Raw genomic sequence first — 21,368 nt, 5'->3', positions numbered from 1 at the left:
ACATTGCGGATCTCGCGCCAGAGCCTGCGGCTGTCAGCCTCATCGAGACGTTTCACCGACCCGAGCCGGCCCATAGCTGCGGCAAGCTTTTCACCACGGACCGCGACGGAGCCGGGAAGACCCTCGATGCGCAGCACCGTCGCCTCGCCTTGCGGCAGCTTGCCGTCGAGAAAGGACCAGGCGACGGTGAGCGGCAGATGGGCGGCGCCTGACACTTCGAGCGGCAGAGCCATGGCCGCGGCCATCGCATTGGCAGCTTCCGCATCGTTGAGGCCGGAGAGGACGATCGTCTCCTCCGTCTTCGGCTTCGGCGGCACACGGAACGTCACTTCGGTCAGCAGCCCGAGCGTACCATGCGAACCGGCCATCAGCTTGACCAGATCGAGGCCGGTGACATTCTTCATCACCCTCCCGCCGGCCTTGACGATCTCGGCCTTGCCATTGACGAAGCGGACGCCGAGCAGGCTGTCGCGCGCGGCCCCGCTGACGAAACGGCGCGGGCCGGAGACATTGGCGGCGAAAATGCCGCCGATCGTCGGCTCGCCTTCGGTCGCCATCAGCGGCCGGTGATCCATCGGCTCGAAGGCCATCATCTGGCCTGCCTCGGCAAGGGCCGCTTCGATCTCGGCAACCGGCGTGCCGGTGCGAGCAGTCATCACCATCTCACCCGGATTGTAGGCGACGATGCCGGCAAGGCGGCTCGACGACAGAACCGCATCGGATACGACGGCATTGCCGAAGCCGGATCGCGTATTGCCGCCGACGATCGCGAGAGCAGCGCCGCGCACCGAATGATCGCTGATGATGGAGGCGGCTTCCTCCTCCGTCCGGGGGTGAAACTCGCTCATGCGGCGTTGCGCCCATCAAGCGGGAAGACCTTGGACGGATTGAGGATCCAGCCGGGGTCGAAAGCTGATCGTACCGACATCATCTGGGCAAGATCGACATCGGCATATTGGTGGCGCATCAGATCGCGCTTCTCGATGCCGACGCCATGCTCGCCGGTGAGACAGCCGCCGGCATCGACGCAGAGCCGCAGGATATCGTTGCCGGCGGCCTCCGCCTTTGCGGCATCTTCGGGGTCGTTGGCATTGAAGAGAATCAACGGATGCATGTTGCCATCGCCAGCGTGGAAGACGTTGGCGACGCGCAGACCGTAACCATCGACGATCTCGCTCGTCTTCTTCAGGACGTAGGAGAGCTGGCTGAGCGGTACGGTGCCGTCCATGCAGATGTAATCGGCGATGCGGCCGGTGGCGCCGAAGGCAGATTTCCGGCCCTTCCAGATCAGGGCTGCTTCCGTTGCCGACTGGCATTCGCGCACGGTCTTGACTCTGTGAGTGCGGGCGATTGTGACGATGCTCGCAAGCATATCGTCCATTTCCGCCTCGGAGCCTTCGACCTCGACGATGAGGAGCGCCTCCACATCGAGGGGATAGCCGGCCTTGGCAAAGGCCTCGCAGATCTCGATCGCCGGCTTGTCCATGAATTCGATCGCGACGGGGACGATGCCGGCGGCGATGACATCGGCAACGCAGGCGCCTGCTTCTTCGGAACTGTCGAAACCGAAGAGCACCGGCCGGGCACCCTCGGGCTTGGCGATGAGCCGCACCGTCGCCTCGGTGACGATGCCGAGCTGGCCTTCCGAGCCGCAGACGAGGCCGAGAAGATCGTAGCCCGGCGCATCGAGCGCCTTGCCGCCGAGATCGATGACGGTGCCGTCGGTCAGCACCAGCTTGACGCCGAGCAGATTGTTGGTCGTGACGCCGTATTTCAGACAATGCGCGCCGCCGGAATTCATGCCGATATTGCCGCCGATGGTGCAGGCAAGCTGCGAACTCGGGTCAGGCGCATAGAAGAAGCCGTCAGCCGAGACGCTTTCGGAAACGTGCAGGTTCGTCACGCCAGCCTGCACGGTCGCGGTGCGATTGGCATAATCGATGTCGAGGATGCGGTTCATCTTGGAGAGGCCGAGGACGACGGCATCCTCCTGCGGGATGGCGCCGCCCGACAGCGACGTGCCGGCGCCGCGCGGCACGACGGGAATGCCGTAGCGATGGCAGTATTTCATGGCGGCCGCGACTTCCGCCGTCGAGCGCGGCAGCGCGACGGCAAGCGGCAGACGGCGATAGGAAACGAAAGCGTCGGTTTCGAAGGGCACGAGCTCGCGCGCCTCGTGGATCAAACATTCGGGCGCCAGGAGATCGGCGAGATCGGCGACGATCGCGCTGCGGCGCGCCAGAACATCCGCACGCGGCTCCAGAAATGAAATGGCCTCGGCCATGCCGTCCTCCTTCTGCGTCCTTTTACGAACACAGCCCCTTTTAGCGCAATAAAGGCTTAGCGCTTTCCCAAGTTTGGAGCAAATGATAAGCACTTATTCCAAAACAGGAAATAATTCTGCATGACCAATTTAGGGGATCTCGAAATCTTCGCGAGCGTCGTTGCAACGGGCAGCATGTCCCTGACGGGCCGTGCTCTCGGTTTTTCGCCCGCCGTCATTTCCAAGCGCATCAAGCGCCTTGAAGACAGGCTTGGCACCCGGCTCCTGCAGCGCACGACGCGACAGATTTCGCTGACGGAGGCGGGCCAAGGTTTCTATGACCGCGTGCTTGCCATTCTCGCCGGACTGGAAGAGGCGGAAGCCTATATTGCCGGGCGCTCCTCGCAAATGCACGGCACGCTGAAAATATCAGCCCCGACCTCGTTCGGCCGCCTGCACATCGCGCCGCATCTGAAATCCTTCATGCAAGCCCACCCGGAACTGGCGCTCAATCTCGTGCTGAGCGACGAATTCGTCGATATCGTCGGCGGCGGCTTCGACCTTGCCATCCGCATTGCCGAACTCACCGATTCCAGCCTCGTCGCCCGCAGGCTGGCGCCGGTGCGCCGCGTGCTCTGCGCCTCCCCTGCTTATATCGATGCCCATGGCATGCCCGAGGATATCGACGACCTGCGCCGGCATATCTGCCTGCCGGCGCACAATCTCGACCCATGGCGGCTCGAGGGGCCGAAAGGCAGCCTGATCTTCCGGCCGGAGGGCAGACTCATTACCAATTCCAGCGAGGTCGTGCGCGAAGCTGTCATCGCCGGCCTCGGCATTGCGCTGCGCTCCACCTGGGATATCGGGCCGGAACTGCGCGACGGCCGTCTCGTGCAGGTGCTTCCGGCCTATGAAGGCTCGCACAATATCACGCTGTCGGCCGTTTACCCCAGCCGGCAGTTCCTGCCGGCCAAAGTGCGCGTCTTCATCGACTTTCTGGCGGAACTTTACGGGCCTGTCCCGTATTGGGAGCGATAAGGGCCATTTCGAAGCCCGAGGAGACCATCATGTCCGCGCCCGAGACCATCCGTTCCGATCTTGCCCCGAATTCAAAGACGCGGTTCACCGTGGCGCTTGGCGATATCACCAGGCTTCCAGTCGATGCCATCGTCAACGCCGCCAACAGCAGCCTGCTCGGCGGCGGTGGCGTGGATGGCGCAATCCATCGCGCCGCCGGGCCGGATCTCGTCGCGGAATGCCGGATGCTGAACGGCTGCAAGACCGGGCAGGCAAAGATGACGGGCGGATACCGACTGCCGGCCAAGCATGTGATCCACACGGTCGGCCCGGTCTGGAATGGCGGCGGCCATGGCGAGGAAGAGCTTCTTGCCGGCTGCTATCGCAACAGCCTCGGCCTTGCCCGGCAGCACGGTCTGAAGATGATCGCCTTTCCCGCAATCTCCACAGGCGTCTATCGCTTTCCCGTCGAGCCGGCGGCAGGGATCGCGATCCGCACCACTCTTGCCGAAAGCGAGGATGGCGCCTTCGAAGAAATCATCTTCTGCTGTTTCGGCGACGAGATGGCAGCACTCTACGATCGACTGCTGCCGCGGACGCTCGCCAAAGCCTGATGCCTGAAGCCGGATGATTTTAGGCCGAACCGACGTAAAATCTGAATCCGCTCCAAGAATCAAAGAAGCAGAGCATGATGCCGTCCGAAATCCCTCACACTTTTTGGCATCATGCTTCCGGATACAGCCGCGCCACGGCGTCGAGAGCGCGAAGCGCGTTCAGAGGCGGCAGGCCGTCGGGACGAAACGGGTTTGGGCATGGCCAGCTGTTATCTTTCTTCTTGGCGCAATGGAGGTTTCGTTCAAGCAGCTACGTCATCTGCGGCATGAAAATGCTGTTCAATGTCGCTTTCAGCACAATGGCTGGCGAATATCAGAAGACAAAACAGCACCTTTTTACATACTCACCTCTCAATAAATTTGTGGGGAAATACCATATAACATTCTGTGAAGTGCAAAATTTTTCCACACGATGATAATATAGAATCGATCTTTCACTCGAATTTCCAAAAGGTGACCCGACAATTGGCCTTTCTCAGCCGTATAGCAAACGATGTGCAACTCATGTTTCGGCGTCCGCCGCGACAGCAATATGCTGCGCTCTGCTACCGGTTTAAGAAGAAGACGGGTGATCTCGAAATGCTGCTGCTGACCAGCCGCGACACCGGCCGCTGGGTCATTCCCAAGGGATGGCCGATGCCCGGCAAGCTCTCCCACGAGGTTGCGGCGCGCGAGGCCTATGAAGAGGCGGGCGTGCGCGGGACAGTGGAAACGCAGCCGCTCGGTAGCTTCGGCTATGACAAAGTGCTGAGAGACGGCATTCAGATACCATGCCGCGTGCAGGTCTACGCGCTCGAAGTCAGCGAACTTGCGAAGCAGTTCAAGGAGAAGGGCGAACGCTCGCTCGAATGGGTCTCCTGTGAGGAAGCGGCCAGGCGCGTCCATGAACCGGAACTGCGGGATCTGATCCTTGCCTTCGCAGAGCGGATGAGAGCTACTCCTGCGGCAATTCAGGCAAAATAAGCCACATTAGTCACAAAAAACTATGCCACGATCGCTGACGGATATTGCGCGCGCCATCGGACGCGCGATACGACAGGTTTTGACCCAGAGAATTGCATGCCCGACCGACCGGCCACACCAGCAAAAAGGACGCTCGACAAGGATCTCGACAAGTTCACCTATGTCGAGGATGCGATCCATCATGTGGCGAGGCGCCTGGTGGCGCCCGGCCTCGGCCTCATCTTCCTTGGGCTCGCCATGGTCTTCGCCGGCATCTACGTGCTCGACCAGCCGCGTGCGACACTGATTTTCGCAGCCGTCGTTCTTGCCGGCTACATGGCCATGAACATCGGCGCCAAGGACGTGGCCAACAATGTCGGCGCGGCCGTCGGTGCGCGCGCGATCACCATGACGCAGGCGCTGGTCATGGCAGCCATTTTCGAGATCCTCGGCGCGACGATTGCCGGCGGCCCGGTCATCAACACCATCTCGACACATATCGTCGATACCAACCGCATCATCAGCGTCGGCAAGCTTGCCTGGCTGATGATGGCGGCACTTCTGGCAGCGGCACTCTGGATCAACTTGGCCACCTGGCTGAAAGCGCCTGTTTCCACCACCCATACGATCGTGGGTGCCGTCGTCGGCGCAGGTGCGGCCGCAGCCGGCCCGCAGCTCGTGAACTGGAACGTGCTGGCCGCCATTTCCGCCGGCTGGGTCGTAACACCCTTCATGGGCGGTGGCATTGCGGCGGGCATCCTGTTTTTCATCGAGACCTTCATCATCTATCGCGATGATAAGATCGCCGCCGCCAGGCACTGGATTCCCATTCTGATCGGCCTCATGGCCGGCGCCTTCGCTGGCTATCTCGTCGTGCAGCTGGAGCCCAAAGATACGATCCCCAATCTCCTGAACCTTGGAATCGGCATTGGCATCGGCGTCATCGCCTGGCTCGGCGCACGGCCGCTGGTGGCGGCGCAATCCGCCGGGCTGGAAAACAAGAACAGCTCGCTGCGCAAGCTTTTCCGTCTGCCGCTCATCTGTTCGGCGGCCTTGATGTCCTTTGCGCACGGTGCCAACGACGTTGCCAATGCCATCGGCCCGCTTGCAGCGATCGTTCGCGATATCGGCCTCGGCGGCTCGCTCAGCGTGCTGGCCGAAACAAGCGCACAGAAAGCTCCCTATTGGGTGGTCTTGATCGGCGGCTGCGGCATTTCCGTGGGTGTGCTGCTTTACGGGCCGCGCCTGATCCGCCTGCTTGGCGAGCAGATCACCAAGCTCAATCCGATGCGTGCCTACTGCGTCGCCGTGTCGGCGGCACTCACCGTTATCGTCGCAGCCTGGTTCGGATTTCCGGTGAGTTCGACCCATATTGCGGTAGGCGCGGTTTTCGGCGTCGGTTTCTTCCGCGAATGGTCGACCGCCCGCTCCAAGCGGCGTTTGGACTATATGCGCAGACAGGCGGAAGCCGCGGGCATTGCCTGGCACGAACCAGACAACGCCGATGAGCGCAATCTGGACGAGATCTATCGCCGGCGTCTGGTGCGCCGTTCGCATTTCATGACCATCATCGCCGCCTGGGCGATCACCGTTCCGGTCGCCGCCCTGCTTGCCGCCGTGGTATATTGGGTTATGGTCGCGCTCTTCATTTAGAGCGGTTCGGCTTCTCGCCGGGTCTTCGAGCCGCTCCATCTTATCGTTCCAAGCCATCCCGGGGGTAGATAATCCATGCGCGCCAATTTCCGCATGCAGCGGCTGTACGTGACGTCAGACATCAAGGCCGGCGTCGCGATCGAAGCCGACCAGGATCAGTTCAACTATCTCGCCAATGTGCTGCGCATGGAGGATGGCGCCGAACTGCTTGTATTCAACGGCCGCGACGGCGAGTGGAAAGCCGGCATCTCCTTCCCGACCCGCAAGCGCATCCTGCTGACGCCGGTCGAGGAGACGCGGCCGCAGCCGGCTCCCTCCGACCTGCACTATCTCTTCGCGCCGCTGAAGGTCGGGCGCCTCGACTATCTCGTGCAGAAGGCGGTGGAGATGGGTGCCGGCCTGCTCCAGCCGGTCATGACGCAGCATGTGCAGGGCAAGATCACCAATCTGGACAAGGTCAAGGCCAATGTCATCGAAGCCGCCGAGCAATGCGGCATTCTCGGCATCCCCGATGTCGCCGAGCCGGTGAAGCTTGCCGACCTGCTCGCCCGCTGGCCATGCGAACGCCGCATCATCTATTGCGACGAAGGCGATGCCGGCCAGAACCCGCTGCCGCTGCTGACGCAGGTGAAGGAGAAGCATCTGGCGCTGCTGGTCGGCCCCGAAGGCGGCTTTTCCGAGGAGGAGCGTGCCCTGCTGCGCAGCCTCGATTTCGTCACCGCCATCCCGCTCGGGCCGCGCATCCTACGCGCCGACACGGCGGCCGTCGCCGCCATGGCGGTGATCCAGGCTGTCATCGGCGACTGGAACTGAGGTTTCATTTCAACACGGCGACAACGGTTGCGACGATCAGCAGGATCGCCAGCAAGAGGTTGACGATCCGCGAGATCTTCGGATCCTGAAGGGAGCGGGATAGGGAAGCACCGGCAAGAAGCCAGACCATATGGATGGCGACGATCATGGCCGCGAGCAACACGACCTTCACGGTAGCGTCGAGCAGCCTCTGGCCCTGAAACAGGCTCACGCCTGCAAAGACGGCTGCGATAGCAAGATAGGCCTTGGGATTGGCAACAGCCAACAGAAAGCCGCCGGAGAAGGCCGGAGCTGCGGTATCGTTGCCGCGGCGCGACAACGGCGGCGCGGTGGCGATCTTGAAGGCAAGATAGAGGATATAGATGGCCGAGACCATTGTCAGCATGAAGGCGCCATACGGCACGGACAAGAGGATTGCGACGACGCCGGCTGCCACAGCCAGCAAGACGGCCACGGTTCCTGCGATCAGGCCGCAGACGTAACCGAGCGACCGCCGGAAGCCATAGGCTGCGCCCATCGCCGTGGCGCTGATTGTCGAGGGGCCGGGGCTTCCCATGATCACCAGCGATGCCAGAAGCAGCGTCAGCGTGGAATAGTAGAAACCGGTTGGACCGTTCATGGATATGCTCCGCTTGATGTCAGTCGAAGCAAATTATCCGGGTCAATAGCGGGACGTCTTGAACGCTTGTGCAAATATGCCGGTGACTGTCACAGCCTTGATGCACCGGCGAGACATAAAATCCTATTTTTTTGAACGACCCTTGAAAGAAATTCACTTGCACCGTACCTCAATCCGCGTCAATCACCCTCCCATTGACCTGCGGCTGGCGCGGGTTCTCCTCCGAGATCTAAGGTAATACCATGGCGCGCGATACCACCGACCAGACTCCGCTCTCCTCGGTCTCGGAAATGACGGCCTATCTGGCCGCCGGCAACAAGCCGAAGGAGAAGTTCCGCATCGGCACCGAGCACGAGAAATTCGTGTTCTTCCGCGCCGACAACAGCCCCGTGCCCTATTTCGGTGAGGCCAGCATTTCCGCACTCCTCAAGGGGCTGCAGACGAAGAGCGGCTGGGACCCGATCATGGACGGCGACAACATCATCGGGCTAGGCGAACCCTCGGGCATGGGCGCGATCTCGATCGAGCCAGGCGGCCAGTTCGAGCTGTCGGGTGCGCCGCTCGAAACCATCCATCAGACCTGCAAGGAATCGAACAATCATCTGGCAACGGTGCGCGAGATCGCCGAGCCGATGGGTATCCGCTTCCTCGGCATCGGCGGCAGCCCGAAGTGGACACTCGCCGAAACACCGCGCATGCCGAAATCTCGCTACGAGATCATGACCCGCTACATGCCGAAGGTCGGCACCAAGGGTCTCGACATGATGTACCGCACCTGCACGATCCAGGTGAATCTCGATTTCTCGTCGGAAGCCGACATGCGCCGCAAGATGCGCGTATCGATGAAGCTGCAGTCGCTGGCGACTGCGCTCTTTGCCTCCTCACCGTTTACCGAAGGCAAGCCGAACGGTCTTTCCTCCTGGCGCGGCGATATCTGGCGCGACACCGACAACCGCCGCAGCGGCCTGCTCGACTTTACCTTCCGCGACGATTTCGGCTTTGAAGACTATGTGAAGTGGGCGCTCGATGTTCCGATGTATTTCGTGGTTCGCGACGGCCGCTATCACGACTGTACGCATGTCACCTTCCGCCAGTTCATGGAGGGCGCGCTGAAGGGCGAAATCGCCGATTGGCAACCGACGATGGGCGACTGGACGAACCATCTCTCCACCCTCTTCCCGGACGTGCGCCTCAAGCGCTTCCTCGAAATGCGCGGCGCGGACGGTGGCCCGTGGCGCCGCATCTGTGCGCTGCCGGCCTTCTGGGTCGGCCTGCTCTATGATGACGAGGCACTGACCGCAGCCGATGAACTGACCAAGGATTGGAACTTCCAGGAGGTCAATGCGCTGCGTGACGTCGTGCCTGCACAGGGCCTGAAGGCTTCCATCAAAGGCCACAGCCTGCTCGATGTCGCGCGCGAGGCGGTCGGCATTTCCCGCCTTGGCCTGAAGAACCGCAAGCGCTTGAACGGCGATGGACAGGACGAAACCGTCTTCCTCGCACCGCTCGACGAAGTGCTTGCCAAGAAGGGCACGCTCGCCGACGATCTGCTGATGCTCTATAATGGCCGCTGGAACCAGTCGGTCGAGCCGATTTTCGAGGAATATCAATACTGATAGGCGATTGCCTGCCGTTATTACCCGGTCACGCCGGGACAGAAACCGGTAGGCGCTCCTTTTTTTCCCGCTATACTGCTGCAAGCAAGCGCCGCCTGATTCCGAAGCGGCCTCCTAGAGCCGGATGATTTTAGGTCTGTTCGACCTAAAATCTGAATCCGCTCTAGAAACAAAGAAGCAGAGCGTGATGTCATCCGAAAACCGCCTACACTTTTCGGCATCACGCTCTAGCGGGGAAAGGGACTTCGATGCTGCCACTCTTCGACATGATGATGCAGGCCCAAAACGGCGCCGCCACGGAAGCCATGGCCAAGCAGTTCAACCTTGCGCAAGAGCAGGCGACCAAGGCGATGGCGGCACTGATGCCGGCCTTCTCGTCCGGCTTCAAGCGTAGCGCGACCGATCCCTATAACTTCGTCGGCGTGATGCAGGACATCAGTTCCGGAAATTATGCCAAATATTTCGAGGACATGACCAAGGCCTTCACGCCAGAAGGCATCGCCGATGGTAACGCCGTACTCGGAAGACTTTTCGGCTCCAAGGACGTATCTCGCGCGATCGCGGTGCAGGCAGCGCAGATGACCGGCATCGGCCAGGAAATCTACAAGCGCATGTTGCCCGCCATGGCGGACACACTGATGGGCGGCCTCTTCAAGGAAACGAGCGGCCAGATCCCGCAGATGGCCAATCCCTTCCTCAATACCGATATGGGCGAGATGATGCAGGGCTGGCTGCGGAGCATCGGCTTTGCGCCGAAGCAGCAGCCGACGCCGCAGGCGAGCATCTTCGACAACCCCTTCACCCAGGCGATGGAATTGATGTTCGGCGCCGATTCGGTCAAACGCGAGAAGCCGGCGCAGACCAATCCATTCCTCGACAATCCCTTTGCCAAGGCGTTTCAGGACATGATGAAGAACTTCCCGATGCCGGCAGAGCCGCCGAAGGAAGAACCGAAGGCCAAGGCCGCCGCCGGCATCGACATGGCCGCCTACACCGAGATGTTCAACGCCATGTTCGACAGCGGTCTCGAGGTGCAGAAGAGCTATCAGAAGAACATGGAAACGATCTTCGACAACTATCTGAAAGCACAGGACAAGCCGGCATAAAAACAAGAGTGACGATGGGCCGTCACTTTCGATCTCGATCGATTGTTCGTAATTCCGCACAGCCCGTGCGCATTACGCCCGCTTATCATACACTGAGACTGGGCCTATTTCTGCTTTCATCTTGAAAGGAGATAGCCATGTCCAGCATCGATCAATCCGGCAGCTTCACCCTTGGGGACCGCAAGGTCAAACGGCTCGGCTACGGCGCCATGCAGCTCGCAGGCCCCGGCGTGTTCGGCCCGCCGAAGGACCATGACACCGCGCTCGCGGTCCTGCGCGAAGCCATCGCTTCCGGCGTCGACCACATCGACACCAGCGACTTCTACGGTCCGCATGTGACCAACCAGCTGATCCGGGAAGCGCTCTATCCCTATCGCGACGATCTCGTCATCGTCACAAAAATCGGCGCACGGCGCGGCGCGGATGCCTCCTGGCTGCCGGCCTTCTCCGCCGATGAGCTGAAGCAGGCGGTGCACGACAATCTGCGCAATCTGCAGCTCGACGTGCTCGATGTCGTCAACCTCCGCATCATGCTCAACCCGCATCACCCGGCCGAGGGCTCAATCGAGGCGCCGCTGACCGCCCTTGCGGAGCTTAAACGGCAAGGTCTGGTACGCCATATAGGGCTGAGCAATGTCACGCGCAACCAGATCGCCGAAGGCCGCAGGATTACCGATATCGTCTGCGTGCAGAACCTCTACAATCTGGCGCAGCGCGCGGATGACGCGCTGGTCGATGAACTTGAACGCGACGGCATCGCCTATGTGCCTTTCTTCCCGCTCGGCGGCTTTACACCGCTGCAATCCTCCTCGCTCTCCGATGTCGCCGCCCGCCTGAACGCCACGCCGATGCAGGTGGCGCTTGCCTGGCTGCTGCAGCGTGCGCCGAACATCCTCCTTATTCCGGGTACCTCGTCGCTTGCTCATCTCAGGCAGAATATCGCGGCCGCCGAGCTGAAGCTGCCGGAAGATGCGATCGCCGAACTCGATCGCATCGCCGGTGCTGGCCACGCCTGACGCACCCCTCATCGATCGGAGACGGCTCGGGCAGGCAGCTCGAGCCGTCTTTTTACTCCGATATTCTCCAGAAACACTTCATCGTGGCTGACGACCAGAAGTGCACCGTCATAGGCCCGAAGCCCCGCTTCAACAGCCGCGATGGAATCGATGTCCAGATGATTGGTTGGTTCATCGAGGATCAGCAGCGAAGGCGGCACCCGGCCGCCGAGCACGCAGGCAAGCCCGGCACGCAGAAGCTGGCCGCCGCTGAGGCTGAACACGACCTGCAGAGCCGCATCGGCCCGGAACATGAAGCGGGCCAGCGCGGCGCGGCAGGCATTCTCGTCCGCATCCGGATTGATCCGCCTGAAATTGTCGCGGATCGAAAGCGACGGGTCGAGTAGGCTTACTCGCTGATCCAGAAGGGCGAAATGGACAACCCGTACCGTTCCGCTCCAGGGTTTGAGCGCGCCGGAGATCAGGGCAAGCAACGTTGTTTTGCCCGAGCCGTTCGGCCCGGTGACGGCGACGCGCTCCGGCCCGGTCATGATGAAATCGAAGTCCTCGAAGATCGGCCGTTCTGGCTCGTAGCCAGCGGTGGCGCTTTCCATCTTAAGGACGATCCTGTTTGCCGGCAATCCTGATGTCGGCAGCTTGACGGTCAGGGGCTGTAGGATCTCGATCTTTTCGCGGGCCGCAGCGGCATCCTGCAAGGCCTGGCCGCGACGGCGCTCGGCAAGCCGCGAGATCTCTCCACCCGTCATTTCGGCCCGCTCCTTCAAACCGCCGAGCATGATGCGCGGGATACCGCCCTTGGCCGCCATCTTCCGGCCGGCCTTGTCCCGCCTCGCCTGCCGCTCGACGGCTGCCTGCGCATTTCTCTCCACCTCGGCGACACGCTTCTCCGCCTCGGCGAAATCATGCTCGGCGGCGGAAAGCTCCAATGCCTTGCGCTCGCGATACTGGCTCCAGTTGCCGCCATAGCGAGAGGCGCCGAGCGATGTCAACTCGACAATCGCATCCATGGTGTCGAGCAATTCGCGGTCATGGCTGATGACGATGGCGCCTGCCTTCCAGTCTGCCAGCAGGTCGATCACCGCGGCGCGGCCGTCGCGATCCAGATTGTTGGTGGGCTCGTCGAGGATCAGGAAATCGGGATCGTCTACGATGAGGGCAGCAAGGCCGCAGCGCGTGCGCTGCCCGCCTGATAGCGTCACGAGAGGCGTTTCCAGCATGACGTCGAGCCCGATGCGATCAAGGGCCGCGGCGGTGCGCGCCTCGAGCGTCCAGTCCGCCGAGGCGAGTTCGTCATTGGTCGCCTCGCCGGCTTCCGCGCGCTTCAAGACGGCAATGGCCTCGGTTACACCGAAGAGATCGGCAACGGTTTCTTCGGCGTGCACCTGCACGTTCTGGCGCAGGATTCCCAGCCGGCCGTCAAACGAGATGCTGCCGGATTGCGGCTGGAGTTCGCCGGAAACAAGCCTGATCAGCGTCGTCTTGCCGACACCGTTGCGGCCGACAAGGCCGGTGCGCTCGGCACCGAAACTCAGATCGAGATGAGAAAGAAGCGGCCGGCCGTCAGGCGTGGACCACGAAAGATCGGATAGAACGATGGATTTGGACATGAGCAAAAATTTCCCCGATGGCAAGGCTGAACGGCATTGCGGTCGAGGTGGAATCCATTGCTGCACACATCCTGTTGGTATTGTCGATGCCTATAAGCTAAGCGACAAGTTGCGCCGTTTCAAGTTGGGGTCGTTCAAGCTTGGGCGTCGATGGCATCGAGAAAATTGATAACCCGCTTCCAGGTGAGATCGGCCGCCCTGGCATTGTAGTCGGGCAAGCTGGCGTCCGTATAAAGATGGCCTCCGCCCGAATATCGGAAAATCTCGGCAGCGGTTCCGGACCGTTCGACGGCCTGCTGCCAGGCCGCAACGTCTTCTTCCGGTTCGAATGGGTCGGGCTCGGCCAGGTGAAGCTGCAGCGGCAGGCCCTTGCGCGCATTCTCGGCAATGGTGGCGATGCCATGCAGGAAAAGGATGCCCGCGGTCTTCTCCCGTTTCGGCCAGAGGCTCGCGGCGACCGCAGCCCCCATCGAAAATCCGGCAAGAATGGTGGAGGCAGGTAAGCCCGCCAGCGCCCATTCGGCACGCTCGCAGATCGTCGGCCAGCCGATCTCGTCCTTGAATTCGAAGCCTTCTTCGATGGTCCGCGCTATCAGCCCGTCATAGAGATCTGGCGCGAAAGCCTTGTGTCCAGCCGCCTGCACTCGCTCGACGGCCTCATGCTCGAGCGAGCGCAAGCCGTAGACGGAGTGGAAGAAGATCACCGTTGCCATCGTCGCTTCCCTGCTGTTCGCATCGTTAGATAAGACAGTTGCAGCCGGAAGCAACTTTCCCGCACATGATCTATGACGGAAACGCCGTCTTCAGAAAGAAAAAACCCGGTGTTGGCCCTGAGGCCGAACACCGGGAAAGAGGCAGGGCTTATTGGCTATCACCCTGCGGGGAAACTATCGGTCCGCCATCAGCCTCTAAAGCTGCTGACGGCGGAGGAGCGCGTGCAGCGACGCGCGGAATTGGTGAGATGGCCGGACGGATCCCCGAAGAAGGTCGAGGTGGTCAGCGCAGCGTTCAGATCCTGCCTGGTGAGGCCGATATCGCGCAACTGACTGTCGTTCAGCTCGTTCAGATAATTGATCTCCCGGCGATTTCGGATTGCGCGCCAGATCGATGCGACATTACCCAAAGCAAGCATCATGCGCGCCGTCAGCGACAGCGAAGGCGTTGCAAGGCCGAGGTCAAGGGTCCGATCTGTCGTGCGCATTTCCATAATCCTTTCCTTGGGGCACACGCCAGCCAAGCCCCTTTCCAGTCATCCGGAAAAGGGCGTAGGCCGGGAGGAGTTCGACAGGGTTTTCTGTTCGATTGGTATGCTGAATTGCATTAGGAAGATGCCAAAGCCCTATTGATCAGTCCAACGAATGTTTCTAATGATAACTATCAAACTCCTTTATAGGTGAACCCATGTCCGCGCCGCTTGATATCGATCAGTTGCAGACCTTCATCGCAATCGTGGATTCCGGCAGCTTCACCAAGGCAGCCGACCGGGTATTCAAGACCCAATCGGCCGTCTCCATGCAGATGCGCCGGCTGGAAGAGCGCGTCGGCAAGCAGCTATTCATCAAGGATGGACGCGGCAACCGCCTGACCGCCGAAGGCGACAAGTTGCTCAACTATGCCCGGCGCATCATTCGCCTCAACAACGAGGCCATTGCCGCCTTCGACGACAATCGCCTCGAGGGCACGCTGCGCATCGGCACGCCGGACGATTATGCCGACCGCTATATGCCTGAAATCATCGGCCGCTTCGCCAAAACGCATCCGAATGTCGAGCTCTACATCGTCTGCGAGCCCTCGGTCGATCTTGCCGAGCGCATGCATCGCGGCGAGCTCGATATCGCGCTCGTCACCCACAATCCGCGCGAGCGCATGTCCGACGTGGTGCGGACGGAGCCGCTCTGCTGGGTCGGCTCGGCCAACCATCCGCTGCGGGACGATGCACCCATTCCGCTCGCCGTCGGCCGGCGCGACTGTCAGTGGCGCCAGCTTGCCTGCTCGGCGCTCGATGCCGGCGGCCGCGATTACCAGATCCTGTTCACGAGCTGGTCCTGCACCGTCGTTGCCGCGGCCGTGCTTGCCGGCATGGCGGTTTCGGTTATGCCGGAATCGGCGCTCCGGACCGGCATGAAGGTGCTGACGCAGGCCGACGGCTTCCCGCCGCTGCCGCCGGTGCAGATCGGCATCATGAAGCGGGCGGGGCTTTCCGTATCGCTGATGAATGCCATCACGGCTCACATCTCCGCCTGCCTCGACAACATCACGCCGGCTGCGGTGGACGACGACCTCGATGGCGATGTGAAGACCTATACGCGCTATTATCCGCGTCTGCGCGCTGGGCATATCCTGCCGGGCTGGTGAGCGCACAGCTCATCAACGGAACATCATCGGCCGCCGTTACGGAACCGGCTCCGCCAGCAAGGTCGCACGGATCACCTGCTTCCATTCGTACAGCATGCGCAGCGCCATCTCGTCGTCGCTCATAATGGCGAAGCGGACCGATGCGCCGATCAGATGGCTGAAAAGCTGGGTGCGTGCCTTCAGGTCGATGCGGCTTTCGGGCAGCAGGAACGGTTGGATGCTCTCCAGAAATATCTCGGCGACGCGATTGCTATGCTGCATGTTGATCCGCAGGATATCCCTGTCGATCTCCGTTCCGAGCCATACGCCGAGATAGGAGGGCTCATTACGAAACTCGTGGTAATACCAATCGATCATACCACAGGCCAGCTCGACGGCGTGGCCGAGCGACGTCACCACGGAAAAGGCTTCCTCGACCTTCTGCTGGATCAGAGTGGAATGCCGGTCGAGCAAGGCGCGGACGATCGCCGCCTTGTCGGGGAAATACTGATAGACGGAACCGATGGGAATTCCGGCAATGGCCGCAAGTTCCGTCATCCTGGTTGCGCTGATGCCCTTTTCCGCAATCAGCCTGGCAGCGACTGCCAGTATGGCATCGACACGCTGAATACTTCGTTCCTGCTGGGGTCTTTTGCGGAACGTGACGCGGTCGGGATTTTTCGAATTCATTCTCTACCCGTTTCATTTTCATGCAGAACGACGCTCAAGCGTGGCAGACGCTATGACATTCGACGCGTTCAATGCGCGTAAACGGGAAAAGCTCAATTTTAATCATCACTTAGGAGCCATCGGAGAACTCCCGAACCGAGGCGGAAACATGGTTTCCGCCTCTCGTAATCAGCCCATGGCCGGTAAGCCGGAGGTAAGGATTCGTATCGTTCCAAAGCACGCCGCGATCTTTCAGATTCGCTTCTTGCGGTTCAGATCTTCGATCTTGCGCTTGTCGTTGTCGCAAAGCCGCTGTGCAGCTTTGCGCGGCATACGTCAGGACACGTACTTCCTCAGGAATTCAACCGTCCTGCCCCAAGCCAGATCGGCCGCCTTCTTGTCGTAGCGGGCCGCCGAAGTGTCATTGTTGAAGGCATGATTGACGCCTTCGTAGACAAATATCTCGAAGGTCTTGCCGCCCGCCTGCAGCTCCTTGCGATAGGCATCGATGCCGGCGTTGATGCGATCGTCCAGCCCGGCATAATGGAGCTGCAGAGCCGCCTTGATCTTCGGCACGTCGCCTGCCGGTGGCTGCGCGCCATAATAGGCGACACCCGCCCTCAACTCCGGCGAGACCGTCGCGAAACGATTGACGAGGCCGCCGCCCCAGCAAAAGCCGACGGCACCGACCCTGCCGTTGGCACCATCAGCCTTCTCAAGGTAGGTCAGGCTCGCCTCGGCATTGGCGGCCGTTAGTGCCGGATCGAGATTGGTGAACATGTCGCGCGCCTTGTCTTCATCCTCAGGCGTGCCGCCGAGCGGCGAAAGGAAATCCGGCGCCAGCGCCACGAACCCTTCCAGCGCCATGCGGCGGGCGACATCGCGGATATGCGGATTGAGACCGCGGTTTTCATGGATGACGATGACACCACCGAGCTTGCCGCTCGCATCTTTCGGGCGGGCGAGATACCCTTTCATCTCACCCTTGCTGCCAGCGAACGTCACGTCCTTTGTGTCCAGCCTGCCGTCATCGGCGGCAATAATCTCGGCGCTTGCCTTGTTGGCGGCGAGCAGCGGCGCGATGGCAGCGGCAGCGCCGGCTGAGCCTGCGAGCTTGGTCAGCTTTTCCATGAAACCGCGGCGATCGAGCGTCAGATGCGTGTATTCGTCGTAGGCGTCGATCATCGCCTGCGTCACAACCGGCCTTTCCGTGCTCATGATCCTGTTCTCCCTGTTCCCTGGCAGCAGGCACAAACGCCCAACCACCTGCTGACAAGATAGGTCAGCGGGTAGCCCCGTAACGGTAAAGGAAAAACACAAACGCGTTACCGCAGGTTGTCATCGCGTTGAAGCAGCGGCATCAGGAAAAGGCAAGCCAGATGCCGAGCCAGGCCCACATGCCGGCAAGCGCCAAAAAGCCGAGAGTGAAGAGCGGGCTGCGATAGCGCAGGTCGTTGCTCGTCACATGCACGAAGGCATGGGCGTAGCGCGTGACGACGAAGATCCAGGCAAGGATTACGGAAAGCAGATTATCCGCCTGGGTCGTGTAGAGCACGATGCAGCAGACGTGGAAGAGCAAAGGGAGCTCGAACTGATTGGCAAGACTGTTGCGCACCGCCAGGCTTTCTGCCGGCTCGTTGGCTGCATGATTCTCCCGAAATTGCGCGGGCTGGATTCGGCCGGCTCTCACCACAACGCGGCGACGCCATCCCAGGAGCGCATAGAGGATGAAGACCAGCACCGCATGCGCCACCATGGGCCAGAACATTTCGTAGCCTGTCACGCCGCCAACTCCTTTGGAATTTCCGAAAACCGAACCACTGTATAGCTTTAAAATGCTACAGCGACCTTCGCGCGTCACGTATGATGCGCGAAGGTCGCTGTAGTCGATCAGGACGGCTTTGAGCCGTCCGGCGACAGGTAGCGAAAAATTGCGAAGCGGGCCAGCAGAATAACGGTAACCACCAGTGTCAGGAATTTCAGCCGCATGATGATCGGCAGCAGGCTCGCAAGCAGCGATATCGTGGCCTCGGACGGCGTTGCCGGCGGATAAAGTATTAGGCCGGCAATATTCTCGGCGTAATCGATAAGCGTATAAAAGATCGGCAGGCAGAAAATGACTGCGGTTGCGCCGGGCGGGATCGGCCGGCCGAAGAAAAAGCCCCCAGGGCCGATCAGCCGTATCAGGCAGAACAGCAGCCCGCCCAACACCAGCGGAAAGATCAGCTCCGGCCCGAGATACATGGAATGCAGGATGCCAGCCGGATCGGGATGATCCTTGAGGTAGCCCAGCATGGCAAGGACATCGTCGCGCTCATAGCCGCCGATGCGCGCATCCAGCATCTGCTGGCCGGCTGCGGTCTCGCTGAACGCTCTGACGAAGCCGGCATAGATCCAGGCAAAAAGCGCCAGGGAAAGAGCTGCCAAGATCGCCGCCAGGCCCTGCAAGGACCTGGCGTTGCCCTGAGCGCGATCCGCCATCGATCAGCCGCCTGCGCCCGGATAGTTCGGGCTTTCGCGGGTGATCGTGACGTCATGAGCATGGCTTTCGCGCAGGCCCGCGCCCGAGATGCGCACGAAGGTCGCGCGCTCCTGGAAGGACTTGAGATCGGCGCCACCGACATAGCCCATGGCAGCCTTGAGGCCGCCTGCGAGCTGATGCAGCACGCCGGAGACGGAGCCCTTGTAGGGAACCTGGCCTTCGATGCCTTCCGGCACGAGCTTCAGCGTATCGCGGACCTCCGCCTGGAAATAACGATCGGCCGAGCCGCGCGCCATGGCGCCGACCGAGCCCATGCCGCGATAGGCCTTGAAGGAGCGGCCCTGATACAGATAGACCTCGCCCGGGCTTTCATCCGTGCCGGCCAGCAGCGAACCGATCATGGCGGCGGATGCGCCGGCGGCGATCGCCTTTGCCAGGTCGCCGGAGAACTTGATGCCGCCATCGGCGATGACAGGGATGTTCTGGTCCTGCGCTGCCTGCACCGCCGACATGATGGCGGCGAGCTGAGGCACACCGACACCCGCGACGATGCGGGTCGTGCAGATGGAACCGGGGCCGATGCCGACCTTGACGGCATCCGCGCCGGCATCGATCAGCGCCCGCGTGCCGTCATAGGTGGCGACATTGCCGGCCATGATGCGGACCGAGTTGGAAAGCTTCTTGACGCGGGTGACGGCATCGAGAACACGCTGCGAGTGACCGTGGGCGGTATCGACGACCAGAAGGTCGACACCGGCGTCGATCAGGCGCTCGGCGCGTTCGAAGCCGTCATCGCCGACGCTGATGGCGGCAGCGGCACGCAGACGGCCCTGCGCATCCTTCGAGGCGTTCGGATTGAGCTGCGACTTCTCGATATCCTTGACCGTGATCAAACCGACCAGACGGCTATCGCCGTCGATAACCAGCAGCTTTTCGATACGGTGCTTGTGCAGCAGGCGCTTGGCCTCGTGCTGCTGGACGTTGTCCGTGACCGTGACCAGATTCTCGCGGGTCATCAGCTCGTAGATCTTCTGCGAGAGGTCGGAGGCGAAGCGGACATCGCGGTTGGTGAGGATGCCGACGAGACGATGCGACTTTTCGACGACCGGGATGCCCGAAATACCATGGGCCTTCATCAAGGCAAGAGCTTCGGCAAGCGTCGCGTCAGGACCGATGGTAACCGGATTGATCACCATGCCGCTTTCGAACTTCTTGACCTGGCGGACCTCTTCGGCCTGCTGCACCGGCGTCAGATTGCGGTGGATGACGCCCATGCCGCCCGCTTGAGCCATGGCGATCGCAAGGCGGCTTTCCGTTACCGTGTCCATGGCGGCGGAGAGGATCGGCAGGTTGAGCTCGATGTCCTGGGCGATGCGGGTGGCGATATTCGTCTGGCCCGGCATGACCTCGGAGTGTCCCGGCTGCAGGAGCACGTCGTCGAATGTCAGAGCATCCAACCCGGTTGACGTTTCAATAATGCGTGCCATGGCCAATTCCTTCGTCTGTGAAAAACAGGAAAGCCCGGAACGAATCGTCTACCGGGCGATCTTGCAAGTGTTGCTTGGAAGTTGGCGAGGGCTGGTAACACGTCTATGACAGGAAGGGAATAGAAAAAAGAGCCCAGCAGATATGCCGGCGATGCACGCTTCTTCTCAATCCGTCAATTGTCAAACGTCCAGCTGATAGGTTTTCGGGATGTAGCGGAAGCCTTCCGGCTGTTTCTCGACAAAGCCGACGGCGGGGAAAGGCATATGGAAGCCGAGGAAGGGGATGCGGTCGGCGGCGATCATGTCGAAGATGCGGCGACGGGTCTTGGCCGCCTGCTGTTTGTCCAGATCGAAGCGGACCTCCCAGTCCGGGCGGCCGAGCGACAAGACGTAATGATTGGCGGTGTCGCCGGTCATGACGAGCTGCCTGCCGTCCGATTCGAGATGGAAGACGAGATGGCCGGGTGTGTGGCCCGGAGCCAGCATGGCAGTCATGCCGCTGACGACGCGGTCGCCATCCCTAAGGAAGGTCATCTTTTCGGCGAATGGCACGACATTGGCGAGCACGGCCTTGTGGCCGCCTTCCGCCGGCGTGCCCTCGCGCGCCTTGTCCGTCCAGAACCCATATTCGATCTCGCCGGCGACATAACGGGCGTTCGGAAAGGCAGGACCGCCCTCCTCCATCAGCCCGTTGATGTGATCGCCATGCAGATGCGTCAGGGCGACGACGGTCACCTGCTCCGGCGTATAGCCGGCAGCTTTCAGCCCCTCGCGAAAGCGGCCGAGGCCACGGGCACGGCCGCCCGCTCCGAAACCGGTATCGACGACGATCACATCGGAGCCGGTATCGATGATGGCCGGCGCATAGCTGTTGACGAGTTTTTCCGTCGGCAGGAAATTCTGCTCCAGCAGCTTGCGGACGGTGTCGGGCGTCTGGTTTGAACCGAAGGTTTCCCAAGGTTTGTCCATGATGGTTGCGCCGTCCTTGACGACGGTGACGGTGCAGGATCCCAATTTGAACTGGTGCGTATCCGGGGGCGGGACGGCAGTCATGTTTCACTCCTTATGTTGATGCACAGCGTAAGCTGCGCCTATCGTCGCCGCCGGCAGCAGCGGCTTGGAAGGGTAAG

At 61.2% G+C, this 21,368-nt stretch carries 21 protein-coding genes; 9 read left to right on the top strand and 12 right to left on the bottom strand.

The window, feature by feature from the left end; genetic code table 11:
• Both Q4Q11_RS12950 and Q4Q11_RS12945 read right to left on the bottom strand, forming a co-directional pair.
• Positions 1–848 (bottom strand): FAD-binding protein (locus Q4Q11_RS12950; RefSeq protein ID WP_498569710.1); only part of this gene is annotated, 848 nt, incomplete at its 3' end.
• Complete coding sequence (locus tag Q4Q11_RS12945) at positions 845–2,284, bottom strand: FAD-linked oxidase C-terminal domain-containing protein (RefSeq protein WP_498569709.1); 1,440 nt, start codon at positions 2,282–2,284, stop codon at positions 845–847. The genes Q4Q11_RS12950 and Q4Q11_RS12945, both read right to left, overlap by 4 nt.
• Positions 2,285–2,404: 120 nt before the next feature.
• Here Q4Q11_RS12945 and Q4Q11_RS12940 point away from each other — a divergent pair, with 120 nt between their 5' ends.
• The 5 genes from Q4Q11_RS12940 (at position 2,405) to Q4Q11_RS12920 (ending at position 7,302) form a co-directional block, all read left to right on the top strand.
• Entirely contained in the window at positions 2,405–3,301 is an 897-nt protein-coding gene (locus Q4Q11_RS12940) for a LysR family transcriptional regulator (RefSeq protein WP_113213835.1), read from the top strand.
• Between the two features lie 29 nt (positions 3,302–3,330).
• Positions 3,331–3,894 (top strand): O-acetyl-ADP-ribose deacetylase, encoded by a 564-nt coding sequence (locus Q4Q11_RS12935; protein WP_113213836.1) that lies wholly within the window; start codon positions 3,331–3,333, stop codon positions 3,892–3,894.
• Positions 3,895–4,359: 465 nt separating this feature from the next.
• Positions 4,360–4,857: an NUDIX hydrolase gene (locus tag Q4Q11_RS12930; protein WP_498569708.1), complete on the top strand. Its 498-nt coding sequence runs from the start codon at positions 4,360–4,362 to the stop codon at positions 4,855–4,857.
• A gap of 96 nt (positions 4,858–4,953) precedes the next feature.
• On the top strand, positions 4,954–6,489 hold the full coding sequence (locus Q4Q11_RS12925; RefSeq protein ID WP_498569707.1) for an inorganic phosphate transporter: 1,536 nt from the start codon (positions 4,954–4,956) through the stop codon (positions 6,487–6,489).
• A 75-nt stretch (positions 6,490–6,564) separates the two neighbouring features.
• Entirely contained in the window at positions 6,565–7,302 is a 738-nt protein-coding gene (locus tag Q4Q11_RS12920; protein WP_498569706.1) for a 16S rRNA (uracil(1498)-N(3))-methyltransferase, read from the top strand.
• 4 nt (positions 7,303–7,306) lie between these two features.
• Here Q4Q11_RS12920 and Q4Q11_RS12915 read toward each other — a convergent pair whose 3' ends face one another.
• Positions 7,307–7,921, bottom strand: coding sequence for a LysE family translocator (locus Q4Q11_RS12915; RefSeq protein WP_498569705.1), 615 nt, complete (start codon positions 7,919–7,921; stop codon positions 7,307–7,309).
• A gap of 242 nt (positions 7,922–8,163) precedes the next feature.
• On the opposite strand from Q4Q11_RS12915, the gene Q4Q11_RS12910 reads away from it, so the two are divergent.
• From Q4Q11_RS12910 to Q4Q11_RS12900, 3 genes are all read left to right on the top strand, one after another.
• The gene (locus Q4Q11_RS12910) at positions 8,164–9,537 is read left to right on the top strand and encodes a glutamate--cysteine ligase (RefSeq protein WP_112511269.1); all 1,374 of its coding nucleotides are present in this window, start codon (positions 8,164–8,166) and stop codon (positions 9,535–9,537) included.
• Between the two features lie 248 nt (positions 9,538–9,785).
• A complete protein-coding gene (locus Q4Q11_RS12905) occupies positions 9,786–10,643 on the top strand; it encodes a DUF937 domain-containing protein (protein WP_112511267.1) in 858 nt (285 codons plus the stop codon).
• Positions 10,644–10,780: 137 nt separating this feature from the next.
• Positions 10,781–11,659 (top strand): aldo/keto reductase family oxidoreductase, encoded by an 879-nt coding sequence (locus Q4Q11_RS12900; protein ID WP_112511265.1) that lies wholly within the window; start codon positions 10,781–10,783, stop codon positions 11,657–11,659.
• A gap of 8 nt (positions 11,660–11,667) precedes the next feature.
• On the opposite strand, the gene Q4Q11_RS12895 is transcribed toward Q4Q11_RS12900, so the two are convergent.
• From Q4Q11_RS12895 to Q4Q11_RS12885, 3 genes are all read right to left on the bottom strand, one after another.
• Positions 11,668–13,266 carry an ABC-F family ATP-binding cassette domain-containing protein gene (locus Q4Q11_RS12895; protein WP_113213841.1) on the bottom strand — a complete coding sequence of 533 codons (1,599 nt, stop codon included), beginning with the start codon at positions 13,264–13,266 and terminating at the stop codon, positions 11,668–11,670.
• Between the two features lie 134 nt (positions 13,267–13,400).
• Positions 13,401–13,979 (bottom strand): dienelactone hydrolase family protein, encoded by a 579-nt coding sequence (locus tag Q4Q11_RS12890; RefSeq protein WP_112511261.1) that lies wholly within the window; start codon positions 13,977–13,979, stop codon positions 13,401–13,403.
• A 188-nt stretch (positions 13,980–14,167) separates the two neighbouring features.
• Positions 14,168–14,467, bottom strand: a complete 300-nt coding sequence (locus Q4Q11_RS12885; protein WP_113213990.1) for a DUF1127 domain-containing protein — start codon at positions 14,465–14,467, stop codon at positions 14,168–14,170.
• 200 nt (positions 14,468–14,667) lie between these two features.
• On the opposite strand from Q4Q11_RS12885, the gene Q4Q11_RS12880 reads away from it, so the two are divergent.
• On the top strand, positions 14,668–15,621 hold the full coding sequence (locus Q4Q11_RS12880; protein WP_112511259.1) for a LysR substrate-binding domain-containing protein: 954 nt from the start codon (positions 14,668–14,670) through the stop codon (positions 15,619–15,621).
• A 36-nt stretch (positions 15,622–15,657) separates the two neighbouring features.
• Here the strand turns inward: Q4Q11_RS12880 and Q4Q11_RS12875 are convergent, their stop codons facing one another.
• The 6 genes from Q4Q11_RS12875 to Q4Q11_RS12850 all read right to left on the bottom strand — a co-directional run bounded on the left by Q4Q11_RS12875 (position 15,658) and on the right by Q4Q11_RS12850 (position 21,291).
• Entirely contained in the window at positions 15,658–16,290 is a 633-nt protein-coding gene (locus Q4Q11_RS12875) for a TetR/AcrR family transcriptional regulator (RefSeq protein ID WP_112511257.1), read from the bottom strand.
• A gap of 315 nt (positions 16,291–16,605) precedes the next feature.
• Positions 16,606–17,487 carry a dienelactone hydrolase family protein gene (locus Q4Q11_RS12870; protein ID WP_112513316.1) on the bottom strand — a complete coding sequence of 294 codons (882 nt, stop codon included), beginning with the start codon at positions 17,485–17,487 and terminating at the stop codon, positions 16,606–16,608.
• A gap of 142 nt (positions 17,488–17,629) precedes the next feature.
• Positions 17,630–18,052 (bottom strand): MAPEG family protein, encoded by a 423-nt coding sequence (locus Q4Q11_RS12865; protein WP_113222599.1) that lies wholly within the window; start codon positions 18,050–18,052, stop codon positions 17,630–17,632.
• Between the two features lie 107 nt (positions 18,053–18,159).
• Positions 18,160–18,750 (bottom strand): hypothetical protein, encoded by a 591-nt coding sequence (locus Q4Q11_RS12860; RefSeq protein WP_498569704.1) that lies wholly within the window; start codon positions 18,748–18,750, stop codon positions 18,160–18,162.
• Between the two features lie 3 nt (positions 18,751–18,753).
• The gene (gene guaB / locus Q4Q11_RS12855; RefSeq protein ID WP_112513319.1) at positions 18,754–20,238 is read right to left on the bottom strand and encodes an IMP dehydrogenase; all 1,485 of its coding nucleotides are present in this window, start codon (positions 20,236–20,238) and stop codon (positions 18,754–18,756) included.
• Between the two features lie 180 nt (positions 20,239–20,418).
• Entirely contained in the window at positions 20,419–21,291 is an 873-nt protein-coding gene (locus tag Q4Q11_RS12850) for an MBL fold metallo-hydrolase (RefSeq protein WP_113213846.1), read from the bottom strand.
• Positions 21,292–21,368: the final 77 nt, after the last annotated feature.

Source organism: Rhizobium sp. UFLA01-1127 (assembly GCF_059803845.1).
This window is presented reverse-complemented; position numbering and strand designations above follow the sequence as displayed.